This window comes from Pseudomonas sp. Pseusp11 (genome assembly GCF_047304405.1).
GTDB lineage: Bacteria > Pseudomonadota > Gammaproteobacteria > Pseudomonadales > Pseudomonadaceae > Aquipseudomonas.
Map to the genome: position 1 here is coordinate 1 of NZ_JBGLZF010000026.1, position 21,801 is coordinate 21,801.

22 protein-coding genes are annotated in these 21,801 nt (G+C 58.8%); 10 read left to right on the forward strand and 12 right to left on the reverse strand.

Features of this window, described 5'->3' with window-relative positions; translation table 11 throughout:
• Positions 1-266: 266 nt before the first annotated feature.
• Positions 267-1,466, reverse strand: coding sequence for a tyrosine--tRNA ligase (gene tyrS / locus ACCC96_RS20410; protein ID WP_007941670.1), 1,200 nt, complete (start codon positions 1,464-1,466; stop codon positions 267-269).
• Positions 1,467-1,676: 210 nt separating this feature from the next.
• On the opposite strand from tyrS, the gene ACCC96_RS20415 reads away from it, so the two are divergent.
• Together ACCC96_RS20415 and ACCC96_RS20420 are read left to right on the forward strand one after the other, a co-directional pair.
• Entirely contained in the window at positions 1,677-3,095 is a 1,419-nt protein-coding gene (locus ACCC96_RS20415; protein WP_019650356.1) for a peptidoglycan DD-metalloendopeptidase family protein, read from the forward strand.
• 3 nt (positions 3,096-3,098) lie between these two features.
• Complete coding sequence (locus tag ACCC96_RS20420; protein WP_413696747.1) at positions 3,099-4,190, forward strand: anhydro-N-acetylmuramic acid kinase; 1,092 nt, start codon at positions 3,099-3,101, stop codon at positions 4,188-4,190.
• Between the two features lie 73 nt (positions 4,191-4,263).
• Here ACCC96_RS20420 and erpA read toward each other — a convergent pair whose 3' ends face one another.
• Both erpA and argC read right to left on the reverse strand, forming a co-directional pair.
• Complete coding sequence (gene erpA, locus ACCC96_RS20425) at positions 4,264-4,614, reverse strand: iron-sulfur cluster insertion protein ErpA (protein ID WP_007906865.1); 351 nt, start codon at positions 4,612-4,614, stop codon at positions 4,264-4,266.
• Between the two features lie 167 nt (positions 4,615-4,781).
• Positions 4,782-5,816: an N-acetyl-gamma-glutamyl-phosphate reductase gene (argC, locus tag ACCC96_RS20430; protein WP_019580754.1), complete on the reverse strand. Its 1,035-nt coding sequence runs from the start codon at positions 5,814-5,816 to the stop codon at positions 4,782-4,784.
• Positions 5,817-5,951: 135 nt separating this feature from the next.
• Here argC and hemJ point away from each other — a divergent pair, with 135 nt between their 5' ends.
• The 6 genes from hemJ to coq7 all read left to right on the forward strand — a co-directional run bounded on the left by hemJ (position 5,952) and on the right by coq7 (position 10,578).
• Entirely contained in the window at positions 5,952-6,383 is a 432-nt protein-coding gene (gene hemJ, locus ACCC96_RS20435; RefSeq protein WP_019650354.1) for a protoporphyrinogen oxidase HemJ, read from the forward strand.
• A 33-nt stretch (positions 6,384-6,416) separates the two neighbouring features.
• Complete coding sequence (locus ACCC96_RS20440; RefSeq protein WP_019650353.1) at positions 6,417-7,385, forward strand: NAD(P)H-dependent flavin oxidoreductase; 969 nt, start codon at positions 6,417-6,419, stop codon at positions 7,383-7,385.
• 91 nt (positions 7,386-7,476) lie between these two features.
• Positions 7,477-8,436: a DUF805 domain-containing protein gene (locus tag ACCC96_RS20445; RefSeq protein ID WP_019650352.1), complete on the forward strand. Its 960-nt coding sequence runs from the start codon at positions 7,477-7,479 to the stop codon at positions 8,434-8,436.
• A 62-nt stretch (positions 8,437-8,498) separates the two neighbouring features.
• A complete protein-coding gene (locus ACCC96_RS20450; RefSeq protein ID WP_018928876.1) occupies positions 8,499-9,287 on the forward strand; it encodes an SDR family NAD(P)-dependent oxidoreductase in 789 nt (262 codons plus the stop codon).
• Positions 9,288-9,367: 80 nt separating this feature from the next.
• Entirely contained in the window at positions 9,368-9,706 is a 339-nt protein-coding gene (locus ACCC96_RS20455) for a histidine triad nucleotide-binding protein (RefSeq protein ID WP_007906873.1), read from the forward strand.
• Positions 9,707-9,930: 224 nt separating this feature from the next.
• Positions 9,931-10,578 carry a 2-polyprenyl-3-methyl-6-methoxy-1,4-benzoquinone monooxygenase gene (gene coq7 / locus ACCC96_RS20460; protein ID WP_019580750.1) on the forward strand — a complete coding sequence of 216 codons (648 nt, stop codon included), beginning with the start codon at positions 9,931-9,933 and terminating at the stop codon, positions 10,576-10,578.
• A gap of 93 nt (positions 10,579-10,671) precedes the next feature.
• On the opposite strand, the gene speD is transcribed toward coq7, so the two are convergent.
• Together speD and ACCC96_RS20470 are read right to left on the reverse strand one after the other, a co-directional pair.
• On the reverse strand, positions 10,672-11,466 hold the full coding sequence (gene speD / locus ACCC96_RS20465; RefSeq protein WP_018928874.1) for an adenosylmethionine decarboxylase: 795 nt from the start codon (positions 11,464-11,466) through the stop codon (positions 10,672-10,674).
• Positions 11,467-11,704: 238 nt separating this feature from the next.
• Positions 11,705-12,127: an OsmC family protein gene (locus ACCC96_RS20470; protein WP_007941657.1), complete on the reverse strand. Its 423-nt coding sequence runs from the start codon at positions 12,125-12,127 to the stop codon at positions 11,705-11,707.
• Positions 12,128-12,375: 248 nt separating this feature from the next.
• Here ACCC96_RS20470 and crp point away from each other — a divergent pair, with 248 nt between their 5' ends.
• A complete protein-coding gene (gene crp, locus ACCC96_RS20475; RefSeq protein ID WP_018928873.1) occupies positions 12,376-13,020 on the forward strand; it encodes a cAMP-activated global transcriptional regulator CRP in 645 nt (214 codons plus the stop codon).
• Between the two features lie 26 nt (positions 13,021-13,046).
• Here crp and ACCC96_RS20480 read toward each other — a convergent pair whose 3' ends face one another.
• The 4 genes from ACCC96_RS20480 to ACCC96_RS20495 all read right to left on the reverse strand — a co-directional run bounded on the left by ACCC96_RS20480 (position 13,047) and on the right by ACCC96_RS20495 (position 16,332).
• On the reverse strand, positions 13,047-13,748 hold the full coding sequence (locus tag ACCC96_RS20480; protein WP_007941655.1) for a biotin/lipoate A/B protein ligase family protein: 702 nt from the start codon (positions 13,746-13,748) through the stop codon (positions 13,047-13,049).
• Between the two features lie 98 nt (positions 13,749-13,846).
• Positions 13,847-14,683 carry an indole-3-glycerol phosphate synthase TrpC gene (gene trpC / locus ACCC96_RS20485; RefSeq protein WP_019650350.1) on the reverse strand — a complete coding sequence of 279 codons (837 nt, stop codon included), beginning with the start codon at positions 14,681-14,683 and terminating at the stop codon, positions 13,847-13,849.
• A complete protein-coding gene (gene trpD, locus ACCC96_RS20490) occupies positions 14,680-15,729 on the reverse strand; it encodes an anthranilate phosphoribosyltransferase (protein ID WP_018928870.1) in 1,050 nt (349 codons plus the stop codon). Before trpD ends, trpC begins: the two co-directional genes overlap by 4 nt.
• A 9-nt stretch (positions 15,730-15,738) precedes the next feature.
• Positions 15,739-16,332, reverse strand: coding sequence for an aminodeoxychorismate/anthranilate synthase component II (locus ACCC96_RS20495; protein ID WP_019650349.1), 594 nt, complete (start codon positions 16,330-16,332; stop codon positions 15,739-15,741).
• Between the two features lie 414 nt (positions 16,333-16,746).
• Here ACCC96_RS20495 and estP point away from each other — a divergent pair, with 414 nt between their 5' ends.
• Positions 16,747-18,657, forward strand: a complete 1,911-nt coding sequence (gene estP, locus ACCC96_RS20500; RefSeq protein ID WP_413696748.1) for an esterase EstP — start codon at positions 16,747-16,749, stop codon at positions 18,655-18,657.
• 80 nt (positions 18,658-18,737) lie between these two features.
• On the opposite strand, the gene trpE is transcribed toward estP, so the two are convergent.
• The 3 genes from trpE to rpe all read right to left on the reverse strand — a co-directional run bounded on the left by trpE (position 18,738) and on the right by rpe (position 21,779).
• Entirely contained in the window at positions 18,738-20,219 is a 1,482-nt protein-coding gene (trpE, locus tag ACCC96_RS20505) for an anthranilate synthase component I (protein ID WP_413696749.1), read from the reverse strand.
• A gap of 70 nt (positions 20,220-20,289) precedes the next feature.
• On the reverse strand, positions 20,290-21,108 hold the full coding sequence (locus ACCC96_RS20510; RefSeq protein ID WP_413696750.1) for a phosphoglycolate phosphatase: 819 nt from the start codon (positions 21,106-21,108) through the stop codon (positions 20,290-20,292).
• Positions 21,105-21,779 (reverse strand): ribulose-phosphate 3-epimerase, encoded by a 675-nt coding sequence (gene rpe, locus ACCC96_RS20515; RefSeq protein ID WP_007941649.1) that lies wholly within the window; start codon positions 21,777-21,779, stop codon positions 21,105-21,107. The genes ACCC96_RS20510 and rpe overlap by 4 nt, the downstream gene beginning before the upstream one ends.
• Positions 21,780-21,801: the final 22 nt, after the last annotated feature.

Consider the following 21,801-nt stretch of genomic DNA (forward strand, 5'->3'; position numbering starts at 1 on the left):
CTCTCGTTAGCGGGAGGCGAATTCTACAGCGTTAGTCGCTGCTGTCAACACCTCTTTTTCTCCGCTTTCGACCGAGACGATCGAACCGTCAATAAGGCGACAACACCCTGCCTTATCAACTCCTTCTGGCTTCGATGAACTGAAGCGTAACCGCTGTCGAAAACTGCGTAACTCATTGTTTATCAAGGAGTTTTCCGTTTCGACTGCGCCGGAAGTGGGGCCAATTATAGACGTCCAGAATCTGCCGTCAACCCCTGATTTCAGCTTTATTCGGATTTGAGCGTAATACGCGCAAATGCCTTCTTCCCGGCCTGGCAAACGTGGGTCGCGCCCAGTGCGTATATAAAGGTGCGATCGACAACTTCACCATCTATACGCACACCACCGGAACCCAGAAGGTCACGCGCCACGGCAGAGTTCTTCACCAGACCCGCCTTATTAAGAACAGCGGCGATCGGCATATCTTCGGCAGCGGTCAATTCGATCTCTGGCAAATCATCCGGCAGCTCGCCATCTTTCATACGGTTGCCTGCTGCACGGTGAGCATTGGCCGCAGCCTCCTCACCATGGAAACGCGCAACGATCTCTTCGGCCAACTTGATCTTGATGTCACGCGGATTCGCACCCGCCTCGACGTCAGCCCGCAAAGCATCGATCTCTTCCATGGAGCGGAAGCTGAGCAGTTCGAAGTAGCGCCACATCAGCACATCAGGAATAGAGACCAGCTTGCCGTACATGACACCCGGCGCCTCCTGGATACCGACATAGTTGCCCAACGACTTGGACATCTTCTTCACGCCATCCAGCCCTTCGAGCAACGGCATGGTCAGAATGCATTGAGCCTCTTGACCATAACTACGCTGCAGCTCACGCCCCATCAGCAGGTTGAACTTCTGATCGGTACCGCCCAGCTCGACATCCGCGCGCAAAGCGACCGAGTCGTAACCCTGAACCAGCGGATAGAGGAATTCGTGAATGGCGATTGGCTGATTGGTCGTGTAGCGCTTGTCGAAGTCGTCGCGCTCGAGCATGCGTGCCACAGTGTATTGCGAAGTCAGGCGAATGAAGTCAGCCGGCCCCATCTGATCCATCCAGGTGGAGTTGAACGCCACTTCGGTTTTGGCCGGATCAAGAATCTTGAAGACCTGAGTCTTGTAGGTCTCGGCATTCTCGAGAACCTGTTCACGAGTGAGCGGTGGACGTGTCGCGCTCTTGCCACTCGGATCACCGATCATCCCGGTGAAGTCACCGATAAGGAAGATCACCTGATGCCCCAGATCCTGGAACTGGCGCAGCTTATTAATGAGCACGGTGTGACCCAGGTGCAAATCCGGCGCGGTCGGATCGAAGCCTGCCTTAATACGTAGCGGCTGGCCACGCTTGAGCTTTTCGATCAGCTCGGACTCGACCAACAGTTCTTCTGCACCACGCTTGATCAGCGCTAGCTGCTCTTCAACCGACTTCATAACAGACCTGCAAGACTCGAATTCAAAGGGGACCAACCATACAAGATCGGGCGTCAAATACAAGTTTTGCCCGGCGCACGGACGCCAATCCACGGACAGAGCGTCCGCAGGCTTGCTTCAGAGATGATTTGGTTATATTTTATACAGTTATTTCGTCTTCATCATGTCATTCATCTTTTCCAATTCATTTTTTCAAAGTCAAAATTACTTATGACCAAAGAATCGTCTAAAGCGCCACCGCTTTACCCGAAGACCCACCTGCTCGCAGCAAGCGGTATCGCCGCCCTTCTGAGCCTGGCGCTTCTGGTATTTCCTTCCAGTGATGTTGAAGCCAAAAAGACGACCCTGAGTCTTGAACTGGAAAGCCCTGTAGAACAACTGACACAAGATCAAGACGCCGCCGACGTCGTCCAAGCCACAAATGAGCCGGCAGCCTCCCCTTTCGCGCAGATCGAAAACAGCGCCGAAAACACTCAGGAAGCCGCCCAGGCCGCCCCCGCGCCAGTCGTCGAAGAAAAGAAGGCGCCAGGCCACAGGGAAGTGATCGTTGCCAAAGGCGACACTCTCTCGACATTGTTTGAGAAAGTCGGCCTTCCGGCCACTTCGGTGCATGAAGTGCTGGCCAGCGACAAGCAGGCCAAGCAGTTCAGCCAGCTCAAACATGGCCAGAAGCTCGAGTTCGAACTCGGCCCGAACGGCCAACTGACCAATTTGCACAGCAAAGTCAGCGACACGGAAAGCATCAGCCTGACCAAGAACGATAAGGGTTATACATTCAACCGCATTACCGCCAAGCCCACTGTTCGCACCGCCTACGTACATGGCGTGATCAACAGTTCGCTGTCGCAATCCGCAGCCCGTGCCGGTTTGTCCCATAGCCTGACCATGGATATGGCCAGCGTGTTTGGCTATGACGTCGACTTCGCCCAGGATATTCGCCAGGGTGACGAGTTCGATGTGATCTATGAACAGAAAGTCGTCAACGGTAAAGCGGTCGGTAACGGTCCGATTCTTTCCGCACGCTTCACCAACCGTGGCAAGACTTACACCGCTGTGCGCTACACCAACAAACAAGGCAACAGCAGCTACTACACGGCTGACGGCAACAGTATGCGCAAGGCGTTCATCCGTACTCCGGTAGACTTCGCCCGCATCAGCTCGAAATTCTCCATGGGCCGCAAGCACCCGATCCTGAACAAGATCCGCGCCCACAAGGGTGTCGATTACGCAGCACCGCGCGGCACACCGATCAAGGCTGCCGGCGACGGCCAGGTATTGTTGGCCGGTCGCCGTGGCGGTTACGGCAATACCGTGATTATCCAGCACGGCAGTACTTACCGTACGCTGTACGGCCACATGCAGGGCTTCGCCAAAGGCATCAAGACTGGCGGCAGCGTCAAGCAAGGTCAGGTGATCGGCTACATCGGCACCACCGGCCTCTCCACCGGCCCGCACCTGCACTACGAGTTCCAGGTCAATGGTGTGCACGTCGATCCACTGGGTCAGAAGGTAGCGATGGCCGATCCGATCTCCAAAGCTGAACGCTCACGCTTCCTTGCGCAAAGCCAACCGCTGATGGCGCGTATGGACCAAGAGAAAGCCACCCTGCTGGCTTCGAGCAAACGCTAAGCCATGGCGCTCTATATAGGTGTGATGTCCGGGACCAGCCTTGATGGCCTGGACATTGCGCTGATCGAGCAAGCCCCGACGATCAAGCTGATCGCCACGCATTACATCCCCATGCCCGAATCGCTGCGCGCCGAGCTGCTTGGCTTGTGCGCCAGCGGTCCGGACGAGATTGCCCGCTCCGCCATTGCCCAGCAAAACTGGGTGAAACTGGCCGCACAGGGCATTCACACCCTCCTCGACCAACAAAACCTCAAGCCCGACGACATTCGCGCGATTGGCAGCCACGGCCAGACCATTCGCCACGAACCGGCACGCGGGTTCACGGTGCAGATCGGCAACCCTGCGCTGCTCACCGAGCTGACCGGCATCACCGTGGTCAGCGATTTCCGCAGCCGCGACGTAGCCGCTGGCGGACAAGGCGCCCCATTGGTTCCAGCCTTTCACGAAGCCTTGTTTGAACAGCAGCCCGGTAACCGCGCGGTGCTGAACGTCGGCGGGTTCAGTAACCTCAGCCTGATCGAACCCGGCAAGCCTGTCGCGGGTTTTGACTGCGGCCCGGGGAACGTCCTGCTGGATGCCTGGATTCACCGGCAACGCGGCGACAACTTCGATCGCGATGGCCAATGGGCCGCCAGCGGCAAGGTTGAACCGGCTCTGTTGAATGAGCTGCTCAGTGATCCGTTCTTTGTAACTCAAGGCCCGAAGAGCACTGGCCGCGAAGTGTTCAATCTGCCATGGCTGATGCAGCATCTGTCACAGCTGCCAACCTTCGCAGCCGAAAACGTACAGGCCACACTGCTTGAGCTGACCGCCCTGACCATCGTCGAGTCATTGCAAAGCGCTCAATCGGATACCCGGGAGCTGCTGGTCTGCGGCGGTGGCGCACACAACGCCACGTTGATGAAACGGTTGGCCAGCCTGTTGCCGAACGCGAAAGTCAGCAGCACTGCCGCTTATGGTGTAGACCCGGACTGGGTTGAAGCCATGGCCTTTGCCTGGCTGGCTCATTGCTGCCTGGAAGGTATCGCGACCAACCGCCCAAGCGTCACCGGCGCGCGTGGCCTGCGCATTCTCGGCGCCATCTACCCCGCCTGAACCTTAACCCCAGACAGCAAAACGCCGCAGAGTCCCGAGACCCTGCGGCGCTTGTTGATGCGGTGAGTTGCGATCAGATCGAGAACGAAGAGCCGCAGCCACACGTGGTGGTGGCGTTCGGGTTTTTGATCACGAAACGCGAACCTTCCAGACCTTCCTGGTAATCCACCTCGGCACCTGCCAGGTACTGGAAGCTCATCGGATCGACCACCAGACTGACGCCTTCGCGCTCGACAATGGTGTCGTCATCGGCCACTTCTTCATCGAAGGTGAAGCCGTACTGAAACCCTGAACAACCGCCGCCCGTAACGAATACGCGCAGCTTCAAGCGATCATTCCCCTCTTCATCGACCAGGCTCTTCACCTTGTGCGCAGCACCGTGGGTGAATTGCAAAGCCGTGGGGGTGAAGGATTCGACGCTCATGCTGACTATCTCCCGGCGTTACGCCGCCATAATGCGTGATGACGCGCATTATCCGCTTCTCCCAGAAAATCGGTCAACTATTGTTACGGTATATCAATCAACCCAATTGTCAGACCAGAATGCAAAAAGGCCCGTTCAACGGGCCTTTTTGCATTGCGGATAAAGCCTTACGGCAGCATGCCCGCATGGGAAAGGCCCAGGCGCTCATCCAGACCGAAGAGGATATTCAGGTTCTGCACAGCCTGACCCGACGCGCCTTTGACCAGATTGTCGATGACCGACAACACCACCACCAGATCACCATCCTGCGGACGATGCACGGCGATACGGCAAACGTTGGCACCACGCACGCTGCGGGTTTCCGGATGGCTGCCGGCTGGCATTACGTCGACGAACGGTTCGTTGGCATAACGCTTTTCGAACAGCGCCTGCAGATCCACCGAGCGGTCCACGACCGTCGCGTAGAGCGTCGAGTGAATACCGCGAATCATTGGCGTCAGGTGCGGAACGAACGTCAGGCCAACGTCCTTGCCCGCGGCACGACGCAGCCCCTGACGGATTTCCGGTAAGTGACGGTGACCTTTTACGGCGTAAGCCTTCATGCTTTCCGACGTCTCGGAGTACAGCGAACCTACGGAAGCGCCACGACCAGCACCGCTGACACCGGACTTGCAGTCAGCGATCAAACGCGTGGTATCGGCCAGACCGGCTTCGAGCAATGGCAGGAAACCCAATTGCGTCGCGGTCGGGTAGCAACCCGGTACAGCAATCAGGCGTGCCTGCTTGATCTGCTCGCGATTGACTTCCGGCAAGCCGTAGACCGCCTCATCCAGCAGTTCCGGCGCACCGTGCGGCTGGCCGTACCACTTGGCCCATTCATCGGCGTCTTGCAAACGGAAGTCTGCCGACAGGTCGATAACCTTGGTGCCGGCAGCCAGCAATTCACCCGCCAGGGCATGGGCGACACCGTGCGGCGTGGCGAAGAACACTACATCGCAAGCCCCGAGGGTCTTGATGTCCGGAACGCTGAACGCCAGGCCGTCGTAATGGCCTCGCAGGTTCGGGTACATGTCGGCCACGGCCAGGCCGGCCTCGGATCGGGAAGTGATCACCACCACTTCTGCCTGCGGATGCTGTGCCAACAGACGCAGCAGTTCGACACCGGTGTAACCCGTGCCGCCGACGATACCGACCTTGACCATAAACCTGCCCTCAACGAACCCACTGGAAAGCCGTCGATAATAGGGGCCGCGCGGCCCTGCGACAACCGTCAAGGTGACGTGCGGGCGCTCTACCCCCTACTATCTTCACTACCGTGAACCTGGGAATAACCAAAAATGCTTTATCTGTGGCTCAAAGCGCTTCACATCATCAGCATGGTCTGCTGGTTTGCCGGCCTGTTTTACCTGCCGCGCCTGTTCGTCTATCACGCGCAAAGCGAAGACGCCGTCAGCAAGGAACGCTTCAGCATCATGGAGCGCAAGCTGTACCGGGGGATCATGGGGCCAGCGATGATCGCCACCCTGGTGTTCGGTATCTGGCTGATCAGCCTCAACCCGAGCGCCTATTTCGGCCAGGGCGCGTGGATGCACGCCAAGCTGACCCTGGTGGTGATCCTGATCGGCTACCACCACATGTGCGGCGCACAGGTAAAACGTTTTGCCCGTGGCGAAAACACCCGCAGCCATGTCTTTTATCGCTGGTTCAATGAAGTGCCGGTTCTGATATTGCTGGCTATCGTAATTCTGGTCGTCGTCCGGCCGTTTTAAATCCGACAGGCACACTCACCCGGGGTACTTCCAATGTCGCTGCCCGCTCTGCTCGAACAACGCTTGCGTCTGCCCGTGGTGGCGGCGCCGATGTTCCTGATTTCCAACCCTGAGCTGGTGCTCGCCTGCTGCCGTAATGGCGTGGTGGGCAGTTTCCCTGCGCTGAACCAGCGTGAGAGCAGCGGTTTCAAGGCCTGGCTGGAGGAAATCGAAGCAGGGCTGGCGACACTGGAAAACCCCGCGCCTTACGCGGTGAACCTGATCGTCCACCACAGCAATCCGCGATTGCAGGCGGATCTGGCGATCTGCATCGAACACAAAGTACCGATCGTGATCACCAGCCTCGGCGCCGTGAAGGAAGTGGTCGATGCCGTGCACAGCTACGGCGGCCTGGTGTTTCACGACGTGACGACCCGTCGCCACGCAGAAAAAGCCGCCGAAGCCGGTGTCGACGGTTTGATTGCCGTTGCCGCAGGGGCCGGTGGTCACGCCGGGACCTGGAGCCCGTTTTCGCTGATCGCCGAGATTCGCCAGTTTTTCGACAAGACCCTGCTGCTGGCTGGCTGCCTGAACCATGGCCACGAGATTCTTGCCGCGCAATTGCTCGGTGCGGATCTGGCCTACTTCGGTACGCGATTTATCGGCACCACCGAAAGTCATGCGCCTGACGCCTACAAGGAGATGCTCCTGACTGCCAGAGCCGCGGACATCGTCCATACTCCAGCGGTGTCCGGGGTTCCGGCAAGCTTCATGCGTCAGAGCCTGGAGGCCGCCGGTTTCGACATGGCGGCGCTGCAAAGCAAGGGCGAGGTGGACTTCGGCTCCAAGCTCAAGCCGTTAAACGATGAAGCCAAAGCCTGGAAAACCGTGTGGTCTGCGGGCCAGGGTGTCGGGGAGATCGAGGATCTGCCGAGTGTCGACCAACTGGTCGAACGTCTCGGCACCGAATACCGCAAGGCGCTGGAACTGGCGGCAGCACTGCCCAAACGCTGGCCGCGCTGACAGGAAAGTTTGGCCAGCCCAACCCGGCCAGCCTTACACTCCCTCTTGTTACACTTTCCATTACAACTCTCGCGACAAGGATGCCTCGGCCATGAGCGAAAACCGTTTCAAGATCGTCTTCGATGGTGCTTTGCTGCCCGGTGTTGATGCCACCACCGCCAAGCTCAATCTCGCCGAGCTGTTCAAAAGCGATGTCGCAGCTATTGAACGCCTGTTCAGTGGCCGGACGGTTGCCCTCAAACGCGACCTGTCACATGCCGATGCGCAAACTTATCTTCAGGCGCTGACGAAAACCGGCATCGATGCCCGAATTGAAGCCGAACCCTCGATCGAGCTGAACCTGTCCGACGTTCACACCAGCCCATCGCCATCGGCAGAGCCTGAGTCCCCCTACGCTCCACCGCGCGCCACCGTCGGCGAAGCGCTGCCGGAGTTCGCCACACTCAAGGCATTCAGTTTCAGTGGCCGCATCGGCCGACTGCGCTTTCTGGCCTGGACAATGGCTCTGACGCTGGTGACGTTGGGCATTGGCTCGGTGCTGGCCATTTTCGGCTTCGGCCTCATCAGCACCAACTCGACTGCCGGCCTGATTGTCGCGGGCCTGCTGGCCGTTATTCTGATCGTGATACTCGCGTTCATCAGCATTCAGTTCAGTGTGCAGCGCCTGCACGATATCGGCTGGTCTGGCTGGCTCTGGCTGTTGAACCTTGTGCCGTTCGTGGGGGGCGCTTTCCCGTTCGTGATAATGATCGTGCCGGGTAACAACACTGCCAATCGATATGGCGCACCGCCGCCGCCCAATAGCAACGCAGTCAGGGTACTGGCTTCATTGTGGCTGGTGTTTATTGCGATCATGTTCGTTGGCGGGCTGACCGGAGGTCTCACGGCAATTCAGGATGAGTATGAAAGCGCCACTGATAGCGCCTATCAAAGTAGCTCTGTGACCACCGATGAAGTCGAAGCTGCGCCTGTCGAAGTCGACTCGGCAGCAGATTCAACCGACGATGCAGCCGAAGCGGCCCAGCCCCCTGTAGACTCTGCAAAAGAATGAACAGCGCTCCCCGCCCGTGACACCTGCGTCGTTGGCGCGGAGCTGTTGCGATGGAGAACTGCATGACCCGTTACGCTCTGATCACTGGCGCTTCCAGCGGCATCGGCCTGGCGATGGCCGAAGCGCTGGCCCGGCGCGGCCGCAGCCTGTTACTGGTGGCCCGACAGCGTGATCAGCTGGAAAGTATTGCGATTGAACTGACTCAACGTTTCGGCGTGGAAGTGTTGTTTCGTGCCTGTGACCTGGGAGAACCGTTGCGCCTGTCCGGTTTTCTACTGGAGCTGGAGGAAGGTGAGCGGCAAATCGATCTGCTGGTCAACTGCGCCGGCATCGGTACCTGTGGACCATTCCTGGCCCAGGACTGGATGACCGAGCAGGATCTGATCGAAGTGAACATCCTGGCCCTCACTCGCTTGTGTCATGCCATCGGTAACAGCATGGCCTTGCAGGGCGGCGGGCAGATTCTGAACGTCGCCTCGGTTGCAGCGTTCCATCCCGGCCCCTGGATGAGCACTTATTACGCCAGCAAGGCTTATGTGCTGAATTTTTCCGAAGGCTTGCGCGTCGAACTGAAAAAATGCGCGGTCAAGGTGTCAGTGCTCTGCCCCGGCCCGACCCGCACGGCGTTTTTCCGCACCGCGCAACTGAACACCGATAAGCTGGGCGAGAGCAAACTGCTGATGAGCCCAGAGGAAGTCGCGCTCTATACCGTGCGCGCCCTGGAGAAAAATCGCGCCATTATCATCCCCGGTCGCCTGAATCGCTGGTTCGCCTTCCTGCCACGGCTCGGCTCGCGCTGGCTGACCCGGACAATCGCGGGCATGGTCAATAAGGCGTACTGCCCGCGCTGACCAGACTTCAAGGTAAAAAACTGGGCTCAGGCAGGGCCCATGCGTACACTCAAGCCAGCCAAACAACGGAGAAAACAGCTGTGGATACTCTGTTCACCAAGATCATCAACCGGGAAATCCCGGCGAAGATCATATACGAGGACGACCAGGTACTGGCCTTCCACGACATCGCGCCACAGGCCCCCGTGCATTTCCTGGTGGTCCCGAAGAAACCGGTACGCACCCTTAACGACCTCACCGAGGACGATAAGGCTCTGGCCGGGCATATTCTGTTCACCGCGCAGCGTCTGGCTCTGGAACTGGGCTGTGAAGAAGGTTTCCGGGTGGTCATGAACTGCAATGAATTGGGCGGGCAGACCGTTTATCACATACATATGCACGTTCTGGGTCAACGCCAGATGCACTGGCCTCCGGGCTGATTGCAAGCGGTACCGGTTTATGTGGCGAGGGAGCTTGCTCCCGCTGGGTTGCGAAGCAGCCCCAAATCCACGCATCGAGTTTTTCCAGACAGAACCGATGGGCTGAATTTACGATCGCTTCGCGGTCGAGCGGGAGCAAGCTCCCTCGCCACAGATGACCCAGCGCAAACCCTCCCCGGCCGATTGGGTTAAACTGGCCGCCGAGATTCTTCCCGGAGGTCAGCATGACTACCCAACGTCACTACTCGCCAATTGACCGTCTTCTGCTGCAAGCCGATGCCGCGATGCGTACTTTGCTGCCCTTCAGTGGTCAGCCCTATCGTCCGTCGCCTGCCATCGTGCAGCCGGATGCGCAAATGAGCGACGAGGACACCCGGCACGTCGCCGGTTTGATGCGCATCAACCATACCGGCGAAGTCTGTGCCCAGGCGCTGTATCAAGGTCAAGCCCTGACCGCCAAGTTGCCGCAAGTGCGCGCTGCCATGGAACATGCCGCCGAAGAAGAAATCGATCATCTGGTCTGGTGCGAACAGCGCATCCACCAGTTGGGCAGCCACACCAGCATTCTCAATCCGCTGTTCTACGGAATGTCGTTCGGGATTGGCGCGGTGGCCGGGTTGATCAGCGACAAAGTCAGCCTGGGTTTCGTTGCCGCCACCGAGCATCAGGTTTGCAAACACCTGAACGAACACCTTGAACAACTGCCCGCCGAGGACGAAAAATCCCGGGCGATCCTTGAGCAGATGCGCATTGATGAAGAACATCACGCCGAAAGTGCGCTGGATGCTGGAGGGTTCCGTTTTCCTGCGCCGGTGAAGTTCGGGATGAGTCTACTGGCCAAGGTGATGACCAAGAGCACTTATCGGATCTGACGGTTGCGTTGTTTGATCGGGCCTCTTCGCGGACAACAGCAATGAAAAAGGCGACTACCTTGCGGTAGTCGCCTTTTTTTGTACTCGGAACTCTCAGCTCGGCATGTTGCGCGCGTAGAAGATTTCGAGCATTTCGTGTTTCACACGCTCAGTCACCTGGGCACGCTGCTCAGAGGACAGGTTGCTGGTGGCGTCGCCGAACAGGTAGTTATCCAGTTCGAAGTTCTTCAACAGCATTTTGGTGTGGAACAGGTTTTCCTGGTACACGTTCACGTCGGTCATCTGGTACGCGTCGCGGGTGTCTTCGGAGAGATAGTTCTGGATCGAGTTGATCTCGTGGTCGATGAAGTGCTTCTTGCCTTCAACGTCACGGGTGAAGCCGCGCACGCGGTAATCCACAGTCACGATATCCGAATCGAACTGGTGAATCAGAAAGTTGAGCGCCTTGAGCGGTGAAATGACGCCACAGGTCGACACGTCGATGTCCACACGGAACGTCGCGATACCGTCCACCGGATGGATTTCCGGGTAGGTGTGCACCGTGATGTGGCTCTTGTCGAGGTGGGCCAGGATGATTTCGGGCAACGGGCCCGGAGACTCTTCAATCTGACTGTCGGTGGGGGTTACCGGCTCTTCAGAGATCAGAATCGTGACGCTGGCGCCCTGGGGTTCATAGTCCTGACTGGCGATGTTCAGGATATTGGCACCAATGATATCGACAACTTCTGTGAGGATCTGCGTCAGGCGCTTGGCGTTGTACTCTTTATTAATGTACTCGACGTAAGCCTGCTGGTCTTGCGGGGTTTCCGCGTAGCAGATGTCATAGATGTTGAAGCTCAAGGTCTTTGTCAGGTTATTGAACCCGTGGAGCTTGAGTTTGCTTTTCACCGTTAAAAACTCTCTATGTATTGCGGGCTGGCCGCGTGATCAAGCATGCCCGTCAGATGCGAACGACGCACCTGCGTAGGACGGTTAACACCTCTTCGCGATGGCGATTTTGGTTGTCTGTTCAGGCAAGCGACCTGTCGGGTGACCGATCACTGCCCTGAAAAAAGTGGCGCATTATGCAGACGTCAGCTATGGATCACCAGAGTCTGCACCGCTTTTATGATAGTTGAATGTCGATTCAACCGAGCTCGATAATCTCGTAGTCGTGGGTAATCGCCACGCCAGCCGCGCCGAGCATGATCGAGGCCGAGCAGTACTTCTCGGCCGACAGCTCGATGGCGCGCTTGACCTGGGCTTCTTTCAGCCCGCGGCCCTTGACCACGAAGTGCATGTGGATCTTGGTAAACACCTTCGGATCTTCGGTCGCACGCTCGGCTTCGAGGAAGGCTTCGCAGCTTTCGACGGCCTGACGCGACTTCTTGAGGATGCTGACCACATCGAAATTGCTGCAACCGCCAACACCCAGCAGGAGCATTTCCATCGGCCGGACACCCAGGTTACGACCGCCGGCATCGGGCGGACCGTCCATGACCACGACATGACCGCTGCCGGATTCACCGAGGAACATGGCTTCGCCTGCCCATTGGATGCGTGCCTTCATCGCCAAGACTCCACTGTATAAAAAAGGGTCGCCAGCTTAGCACAGGGCCCTTGATTGGCAGCGCTTCGCCTTCCTAGGACATAACCGTATGCGTCGTAGGTAAATTCTCGAATCTTGAAGGAATGTGTCTGTTAAGCTGACGCCAATTCACTGGCGCTTAGCCAGCTTTGTAGCAAACAAAAAAAACCAGGCTTCACCAGCCCCCTACAAAAAACAAACACACCGTGCAGTCTTTTCGGGATACAACCATGGTTGCTATTACCCCCATATCCAAAATCAAGAACCTCGACAAACTGTTGATGCACTGCCAGCGCCGTCGCTATGCCGCCAAGAGCAACATCATTTGTGCCGGCGACCGCTCGGACACGTTGTTCTTCATCATCAAGGGTTCGGTGACCATCCTGATCGAGGATGACGACGGCCGTGAAATGATCATTGCCTACCTCAACTCCGGCGACTTCTTCGGTGAACTGGGTCTGTTCGAGCAAGCCGGGCTGGAACAGGAGCGCAGCGCCTGGGTTCGCGCCAAAGTCGAATGCGAAGTCGCGGAAATCAGCTACGCGAAATTCCGCGAGTTGTCTCAACAGGATCCAGACATTCTTTACGTGCTCAGCGGACAAATCGCACAACGCCTGCGCAATACCACGCGCAAGGTCGGCGACTTGGCGTTCTTCGACGTAACCGGCCGCGTGGCGCGCTGCCTGCTGGAACTGTGCAAGCAGCCAGATGCCATGACCCACCCGGACGGCATGCAGATCAAGGTGACCCGCCAGGAGATCGGCCGGATTGTCGGTTGTTCCCGTGAGATGGTCGGCCGCGTGCTCAAGGATCTGGAAGAACGCAACCTGGTCGACGTCAAAGGCAAGACCATGGTGGTCTTCGGTACGCGCTAGGCTCTGAAAACCGAAGCCTGGAACACTTAAGCCCCGAGCACTTCTGCCAGCATTTGGCGATACAACGCATCGAGCCGTTCCAGTGCATCAGGAGCGGCAAATTTTTCATGCAGGGCAATGTGGCTTTCTGCGCGAACCCGCTGTTCCAGACCGCAGGCTTCGTTGAAACGATTGACCGCCGCGACCATTGACTCTCGCTCGTTATCGATCAGCATCGCCCCGTGCACCAGCCCGACCGGACGCTGACCACCCTTGCTCTGCCGCCAGCGCTGAGCGGTTCCGACCATCTTGCGACCATCGAGGTTGACGTTGAAACGGCCGTCGCAGAACGCGCCCTCAATTTCGCCCAGGGACGACACGCCGCCCAACTCGTCAAGAAGCTGGCAAATCGGGTCGCAGAGCCGGCGATAGGCGGTTTCGATCCGATTCTGGTCACCCTCGCTGCGCGGTGGCGCGTAGACCAGCGCGATGTTGAGGGTCGATGCCGATTGCGGCACCGGCTCGCCGCCAGTTTCGCGCAGCAGTACCGGCCAACCGGCAGCGGCTGATATCTCGCACGCCGCCTCGAAACCCGGCAAGCGATTCAAGCGGCGCGGCATGACCAATGCCCGGTCTGTGGGTTGCCAGAATAGCAAGCCGAACTCCGAATCACCGGTGCACACATGGGCCAACAGGTCCTGTTCGGCGAGCAGGCCGGCTTCGATGGTCAGAGAGGTTGGCTGGGACATGGAGGACTCCGTAAGACATGAAGTCTTTGGGGGGCTTGATGACCTACTCGCGGGCAAGCCCGCTCCCAGAGGGGATCGGGTTGCCTGCGAAAATGTGTTCAGTCGAGCGTAGAGCCGCTCACTGGAACACCGCGTTCAGGAAAGAACAGGCGCTGCAGTTCAGTACCCGGGCTTTCGGCGCGCATGAACGCTTCGCCGACCAGAAACGCATACACGTCGCTGATTTCCATCAACTCGACATCGGCGCGGTTAAGAATGCCACTCTCGGTGACCACCAGACGATTACGCGGAATACGCGGCAACAGGTCGAGGGTGGTTTCCAGGCTGACCTCGAAGGTGTGCAGGTTGCGGTTGTTCACGCCCACCAGCGGCGTGTCGAGGGTTTTCAAGGCCCGCTCCAGCTCGTCGCCATCGTGGACTTCCACCAGCACATCGAGGCCGACACTTTTGGCCACGGCCGCCAGCTCGGCCATTTTCACGTCATCCAGTGCGGAGACGATCAACAGCACGCAATCAGCGCCCAGGGCGCGGGACTCGATGATCTGGTACGGATCGATCATGAAGTCTTTACGGATCACCGGCAGCTTGCACGCCCCCCGGGCTTGTTGCAGATACGCATCCGCACCCTGGAAATAGTCGATGTCGGTGAGCACCGACAGGCAAGTAGCCCCGCCCTTCTCGTAACTCCTGGCAATGTCCGCAGGCACGAAGTTCTCGCGAATCACGCCCTTGCTTGGCGAAGCTTTCTTGATTTCAGCAATCACCGCCGGCTGTTTCTTCTTGGCCTGATCGATCAATGCCTTGGCGAAACCACGGGGTGCATCGGCCGCCTTGGCCAGGTTTTCCAGCTCTGCCAGGCTCACACGAGCGCTACGCTCGGCGACTTCCTGGACTTTGCGGGCCAGAATTTTTTCCAGAACCGTCGGTACACTCATCCCTCATTCTCCACTTTGAATACCGCGGTAAATGCACCCAACTCCTCAAGTTTTTCCCGAGCGAGGCCTGTGTGCAGCGCATCGTGCGCCAGGGCAACGCCTTCTTTCAAACTGCTGGCATGGTCGGCGGCGTACAGCGCGGCGCCGGCATTGAGCACGATCATCTCGGCGGCTTTCTGACCGTTCTCGGTCTTGCGCTTGCCCAAGGCATCGCGAATCAGTTCCAGGGAAGCCGCCGGGCTTTCCACCGACAGACCGTGCAGGCTCTGGCTCTTCATGCCGAGGTCTTCGGGCTCGACCCAATACTCGGTGATCTGGTCATTCTTCAACTCCGCGACAAAGGTCGGGGCCGCCAGGCTGAATTCGTCCAGACCATCCTTGGAGTGCACCACCAGCACGTGTTTGCTGCCCAGGCGCTGCAAGACTTCGGCCAATGGCCGGCACAACGCCTGACTGAACACACCCACCACCTGGTGTTTCACGCCGGCCGGATTCGTAAGCGGGCCGAGCATGTTGAACAAGGTGCGCAAGCCCAGCTCGCGGCGCGGGCCGGCGGCGTGCTTCATGGCGCTGTGATGGGTCTGGGCAAACATGAAACCGATACCGACGTTGTCGATGCAGCGTGCAACCTGAACCGGGGTCAGGTTCAGGTAGATACCCGCTGCTTCCAGCAAATCGGCGCTGCCGCTTTTGCCCGACACCGCACGGTTACCGTGCTTGGCCACGGTGCAACCGGCCGCCGCGACCACAAACGAAGAAGCGGTCGAAACGTTGAAAATGTTCGCACCGTCGCCGCCGGTGCCGACCACATCGACCACGCCATCAAGGGTGTTGAGTTCGACCTTGTCCGCTAACTCGCGCATCGCCGTCACGGCGCCGACGATCTCGTCGATGCTTTCGCTCTTCATGCGCATGGCCATCATGAACGCGCCAATCTGCGCGTCCGTGCATTGCCCGGTCATGATTTCGCGCATGACATCACGCATTTCATCGGTGCTGAGGTCGAGGTGGCCGACGATACGGCTCAGGGCTGTCTTGATATCCATGGAAAGTCCTTAGCGCGTGCCGCCAGTTTGTTTGAGGAAGTTGGCGAACAGCTCGTGCCCCTGTTCGGTGAGGATAGACTCGGGGTGGAATTGCACACCCTCGATGTTCAGCGTCTTGTGACGCAGGCCCATGATCTCATCCACCGAGCCGTCTTCGAGCTGGGTCCAGGCAGTCAGCTCCAGGCAATCGGGCAGGGTTTCGCGCTTGACGATCAGCGAATGGTAGCGGGTGACCGTCAACGGGCGATTCAGACCTTCGAATACGCCCTTGTCCTCGTGAAATACCGGGCTGGTCTTTCCGTGCATGACCTGACGGGCACGGACCACATCGCCGCCAAACGCCTGGCCGATGGATTGGTGACCCAGGCAAACGCCCAGAATCGGCAGCTTGCCGGCGAAGTGCTTGATCGCTTCTATGGAAATACCGGCTTCGGTCGGGGTGCAAGGACCGGGAGACACGACGATGCGCTCAGGTTTGAGGGCTTCGATTTCGGCAATGGTGAGTTCATCGTTGCGCACCACTTTGACCTCGGAGCCCAGCTCGCCGAGGTATTGCACAACGTTGTAGGTAAAAGAGTCGTAGTTATCGATCATCAGCAACATGGCGTTAAGAACCTCTTGAATTCACTGACTTTTAATACGGCCTTCGAATGATTTACCCGCAGTGCACTGCGCTTTGACAGGTGCTGGAGTGGCGCCAGCAAAGCGGCATTTCATACAGGTAAAGAAGGCAAAGCGGTACAGGTCCGGCCAGGCCGGCAGAAAAGATTCAGGCGCGCCAACGCCAACGGGCGTGTGCCTTGATGACTTGATCCAGGAGTTTGCTGACGATCAACACGGGGAAGGTCTCATTCATACGTCTGGGCACAGTAACTTAGCTGGGCAGAGCGTGCAATATGGCCGGAGCAACAGCTTGCGAAACTATCGAGGGCTTCGCGATGGATGGCAAAAGACCGGAGGTTTTTTTTGGTACTGTCGTTTCGTTAAGTACAACAATCAATAAAACGGACTTTGCTCATGATCAAACAGACGTTGTTTGTACCGCTCGCCGGATGCCTGCTCACCATGGCCTGCGCCCAAGCGATCGCCGCGCCCAACCCTTATTCGAGTTTTATTGTTTTCGGCGACAGCCTCAGCGATGCCGGGACGTTTAGTGACGCGGGTGGCCCCACCGGGGCGACCCAGCGTTATACCAACCGCACCGGCCCGATCTACCTGGACGGCAGCGGTGAAGTCCGCTCGCTCAACTCCACACAGATACTGGGCGGGAAACTGGGGTTCTCGCCGGACCAGACAGCTTCATCATCCTCGGCGGTGCGCGCCAGCGAAGGCCTTCCCGATGGCAACAACTGGGCTGTAGGCGGTTATCGTACCGACCAGATCCTCGATTCGATCACCAATACCTCCGCCACAGGCGAACGCACCCGTGCAGGTTATCTGCCTTCGAACAATTTCCGCGCCGACCCGAATGCACTGTATTACCTCTCGGGAGGCGGCAATGACTTCCTTCAGGGGCGCGTGACCAGCCTTACCGAGGCCAGCGCCGCCGCCGATCGCCTGGCCAGTAGCGCGCAGACCCTGCAACAGGCCGGTGCCCGCTACATCATGGTCTGGCTGCTGCCGGACATCGGCTTTACCCCGGCTTTCAACGGCACACCATTGCAGACCTTCACATCCCAGCTCAGCTCTCAGTTCAACAGCGAACTGGTCAGCCAACTGCAGAGCATTAACGCCAACATCATCCCGCTGAACATTCCGGTATTGCTCAAAGAGACGTTCGCCAACCCTGGCCAGTTCGGCCTCGCCACCGACCAGAACCTGAGCGCCACCTGTTTCAGCGGCAACAGTTGCACCGAGAACGCTCGATACGGCATCAACAGCGCCACCCCCGACCCGACCAAGCTGATCTATAACGACTCGGTGCACCCAACCGAAGCCGGGCAGCGCCTGATTGCCGATTACGCATACTCGCTGCTGTCCGCACCATGGGAAGCAACCCTGCTACCACAAATGGCCCAGGGTACTTTGCGCTCTCATCAGGATGAGCTGCGCAACCAGTGGCTGGCCGATTGGGAGAGCTGGCAGGGCGTGGGCCAATGGCGGGCAATTGTCGCCGGTGGTGTCCAGCATCAGGACTTCGACAGCCAGCGCAGCGGCGCCAGTGCTGACGGCAATGGCGCCAACCTGAACATCGGTGGCAGCTATCGGCTCAATGATGCATGGCGCGTTGGCTTGGCGGCGGGCTTCTATAACCAGAAACTCGAAGCCGGCGATAACGATTCGGATTACAAACTCAACACCTACATGGGCACCGCTTTCGCCCAATACCAGCAGAATCGCTTTTGGGGTGACGCGGCACTGACGGCCGGGCATCTGGACTACGACAGTCTCAAACGCAAATTCCAGTTGGGGGTCAATGAACGCGGGGAGAAAGGCGACACCGACGGTTACCTGGTCGCCATCAGCGGCCGCTTGGGTTATGACATCGCGCCAGAGGCGAGCAGCCCGTGGCACTTGTCGCCATTTGTGAGCGCTGATTTCGCCAAGGTAGAAGTCGACGGTTACTCGGAAAACAGCGCCGACTCCACCGCGCTGACATTTGACGACCAGTCACGCATTTCCCGGCGTCTTGGCCTCGGGATCCAGGGTAAATACCGGATCACCTCGCAAACCCAAGTGTTTGGCGAACTGGCCCACGAGCGCGAGTACAACGACGACACCCAGAATGTGACCATGAACCTCAACAGCCTGCCGAACAACCGCTACACCCTGGCCGGCTACACCCCACAGACCAATCTGAACCGCTTGAACCTCGGCGTGAGCCACAACCTCACCAAGGACCTGGCATTACGCGCCAGCTACGACATTCGCAAGGATGATGACTTCACCCAGCAAGGCATTAATGTTGGGGTTGTGTTGGACTTCTGATCCAGCAAAAGTCAGGCAAAAAAACGCGGTGCCTCACTGGCGCCGCGTTTTTTTTATGCTGATGAGATACCTGCGGGAGCTCAGGCGTCCGGAGTCTGCTCGGCCAGGGCCACGGCGCGGAACATCGCGCGACGCTTGTTCAGGGTTTCTTCCCATTCCAGCGCCGGCACCGAGTCGGCGACGATGCCGCCACCGGCCTGTACGTGCAGTTCACCGTTCTTGATCACGGCGGTGCGAATCGCAATCGCGGTGTCCATGTTGCCATTCCAGGCGAAGTAACCGACCGCGCCGCCGTAGACACCTCGCTTGACCGGTTCCAGCTCGTCGATGATTTCCATCGCGCGAATCTTCGGTGCACCGGACAAGGTGCCGGCCGGCAGGATCGCCCGCAGTGCGTCCATCGCTGTCAGCCCGGCCTTCAATTGGCCGGTAACGTTGGACACGATGTGCATCACGTTGGAATAACGCTCGATGACCATCTTCTCGGTGAGCTTCACCGAACCGATTTCCGAGACACGACCAGTGTCGTTGCGGCCCAGATCGATCAGCATCAAGTGTTCGGCGATTTCCTTGTCGTCCGACAGCAGGTCTTTTTCCAGCGCCAGGTCTGCCTCTTCGTTGGCCCCGCGTGGGCGAGTGCCGGCAATCGGGCGCACGGTGATCAGGTTGTCTTCGACCCGCACCAGCACTTCCGGCGAACTGCCGACGACGTGGAAGTCGCCGAAGTTGAAGAAGTACATATACGGCGTCGGGTTGAAGCAACGCAGCGCCCGGTACAGGTCGATAGGCGCAGCCTTGAAGTCGATCGACATGCGCTGGGACGGCACGACCTGCATGCAGTCACCGGCCAGGATGTATTCCTTGATGGTGTCGACGGCTTTTTCGTAATCGTCCTGGGTGAAACTCGAACGGAACACCGGATCGGCCGATTGCTGCTTGCTGAAGTCCAGGCCACGGCGCGGCGTGATTGGCTGACGGAGTTGTTCCAGCAGCGCTTGCAGACGCGCCTGACCTTGTTCGAAGGCATCTTCCTGCGACGGATCGGCCAGGACAATCGCATGCATCTTGCCGGCGAGGTTGTCGAACACCACCACCGCATCGGACACCATCAGCAGAATGTCCGGCACGCCCAGCGGATCCGGGTTCGGGCATTTACCCAGACGCTTCTCCACATAACGCACGCAGTCGTAACCGAAGTAACCCACCAGACCGCCGTTGAAGCGCGGCAGACCGGCAATGGTTGGCACGTTGTAGCGCGCCTTGAAGGCTTCGACGAAAGCCAGCGGGTCTTCAACGTCGTGGCTTTCGATCTCGACGCCGTCGTGGGTCACGCTGACGTGGTGGTCGTGAACCCGCAACACGGTGCGGCACGGCAGGCCGATGATCGAGTAACGGCCCCACTTCTCGCCGCCCTGCACCGACTCCAGCAAATAGGAGTTCGGCTCGTCGGCCAGTTTCAGGTAGATCGACAGCGGCGTGTCGAAGTCGGCCAGGGTTTCGCAGGCAAGCGGGATGCGGTTGTAGCCGGCAGCGGCCAAACGCAGGAATTCTTCGCGGATCATGAGGTGCCTCGTGGCTTGAGGGTCTAACGGTCAGGTATGCAAACGCGCCGGTACGCCGGCCAGGAACAAGTCAGGCGCGCCAACGCCAGCGGGCCAGGGCCTTGATGACTTTCATCCAGAGTTTGCGAGTGACCACCACGATGGCGTTTCCAGCAGGGGGTTGAACAGCGTCGGGCAACGTTATCTCAGCGGCCGGATCCAGGCAACCGGGAATTAGTTTGCGCAGATCATCGATCACCAGCGCCGGCGACTCTTCGGCAATCGGCCGACCGTGGTTATAACCGTAACTGAGGGCCACGCATTTGACCCCCGCCGCTTTCGCCGCCAGCACATCGCTGCGCGAGTCGCCGACGAACAACGATTGCGACGCCGGAATGTTGGCCATTTTCATCACGAAAAACAGCGCGGCCGGGTCGGGTTTCTGTTGTGGCAGGGTGTCGCCGCCGATAATCCATTTGAAGTAACGGCCGATTTTCATCTGATCCAGCAGCGGCGCGACGAAGCGCTCCGGCTTGTTGGTGATCAGCGCCATCGCCACGCCCTGCTTGTTCAGCCATTTCAGGGTGTCGCGCACACCGGGATAGACCACGGTCAGCTCATGCCCCTCACCGTAGGCCTCCATGAAAATCTGCAGTGCACCTTCGGCTTCGCCGTCATCGACCGACGAATGATCGATGCCGCCGGCCAGTGCACGGCGCACCAGCACCGGAGCGCCGTTGCCGACCCACTCACGCACCGGTTCGATGCCGACCGGGGCACGCCCGAGTTTGAGCAGCATGTTATCCACAGCCGCTGCGAGGTCAGGGACCGAATCGACCAGCGTGCCATCCAGATCGAACATCACCAGCCGCGGCAGACGCCCCGGGAACAGCTGCTCAAATCCGCTCATGGGCGAGCCAGCGCCAGTTCGGAGCGCATTTTTTCAATCACTTCCTGGTAGTTCGGTGCATTGAAGATCGCCGAGCCGGCCACGAAAGTATCGGCACCGGCAGCGGCGATTTCGCGAATGTTGTTCACGTTCACCCCACCGTCGATTTCCAGGCGAATGTCACGACCGGAGGCATCGATCAGTGCCCGCGCCTCACGCAGCTTGTCGAGGGTGGCTGGAATGAACTTCTGCCCGCCGAAGCCCGGGTTGACGCTCATCAGCAGGATCATGTCGACCTTGTCCATCACGTACTTGAGCACGTCCAGCGGGGTCGCCGGGTTGAACACCAGGCCCGCCTTGCAGCCGCCTTCGCGGATCAGTTGCAGGGAACGGTCGACGTGCAGCGTGGCTTCCGGGTGGAAGGTGATGTAGGTCGCACCGGCTTCGATGAAGTCACCGACGATGCGGTCCACCGGGCTGACCATCAGGTGCGCGTCGATCGGCGCGGTCACACCGTACTTGCGCAGCGCAGAGCAGACCATCGGGCCGATGGTCAGGTTCGGCACGTAGTGGTTGTCCATGACATCGAAGTGCACGAAGTCGGCGCCGGCGGCCAGGACGTTGTCCACTTCCTCGCCCAGGCGGGCGAAGTCGGCGGAGAGAATCGACGGAGCAATAACGAAGGGCTGCATGACGCACCTTTTTTGAGCAGAA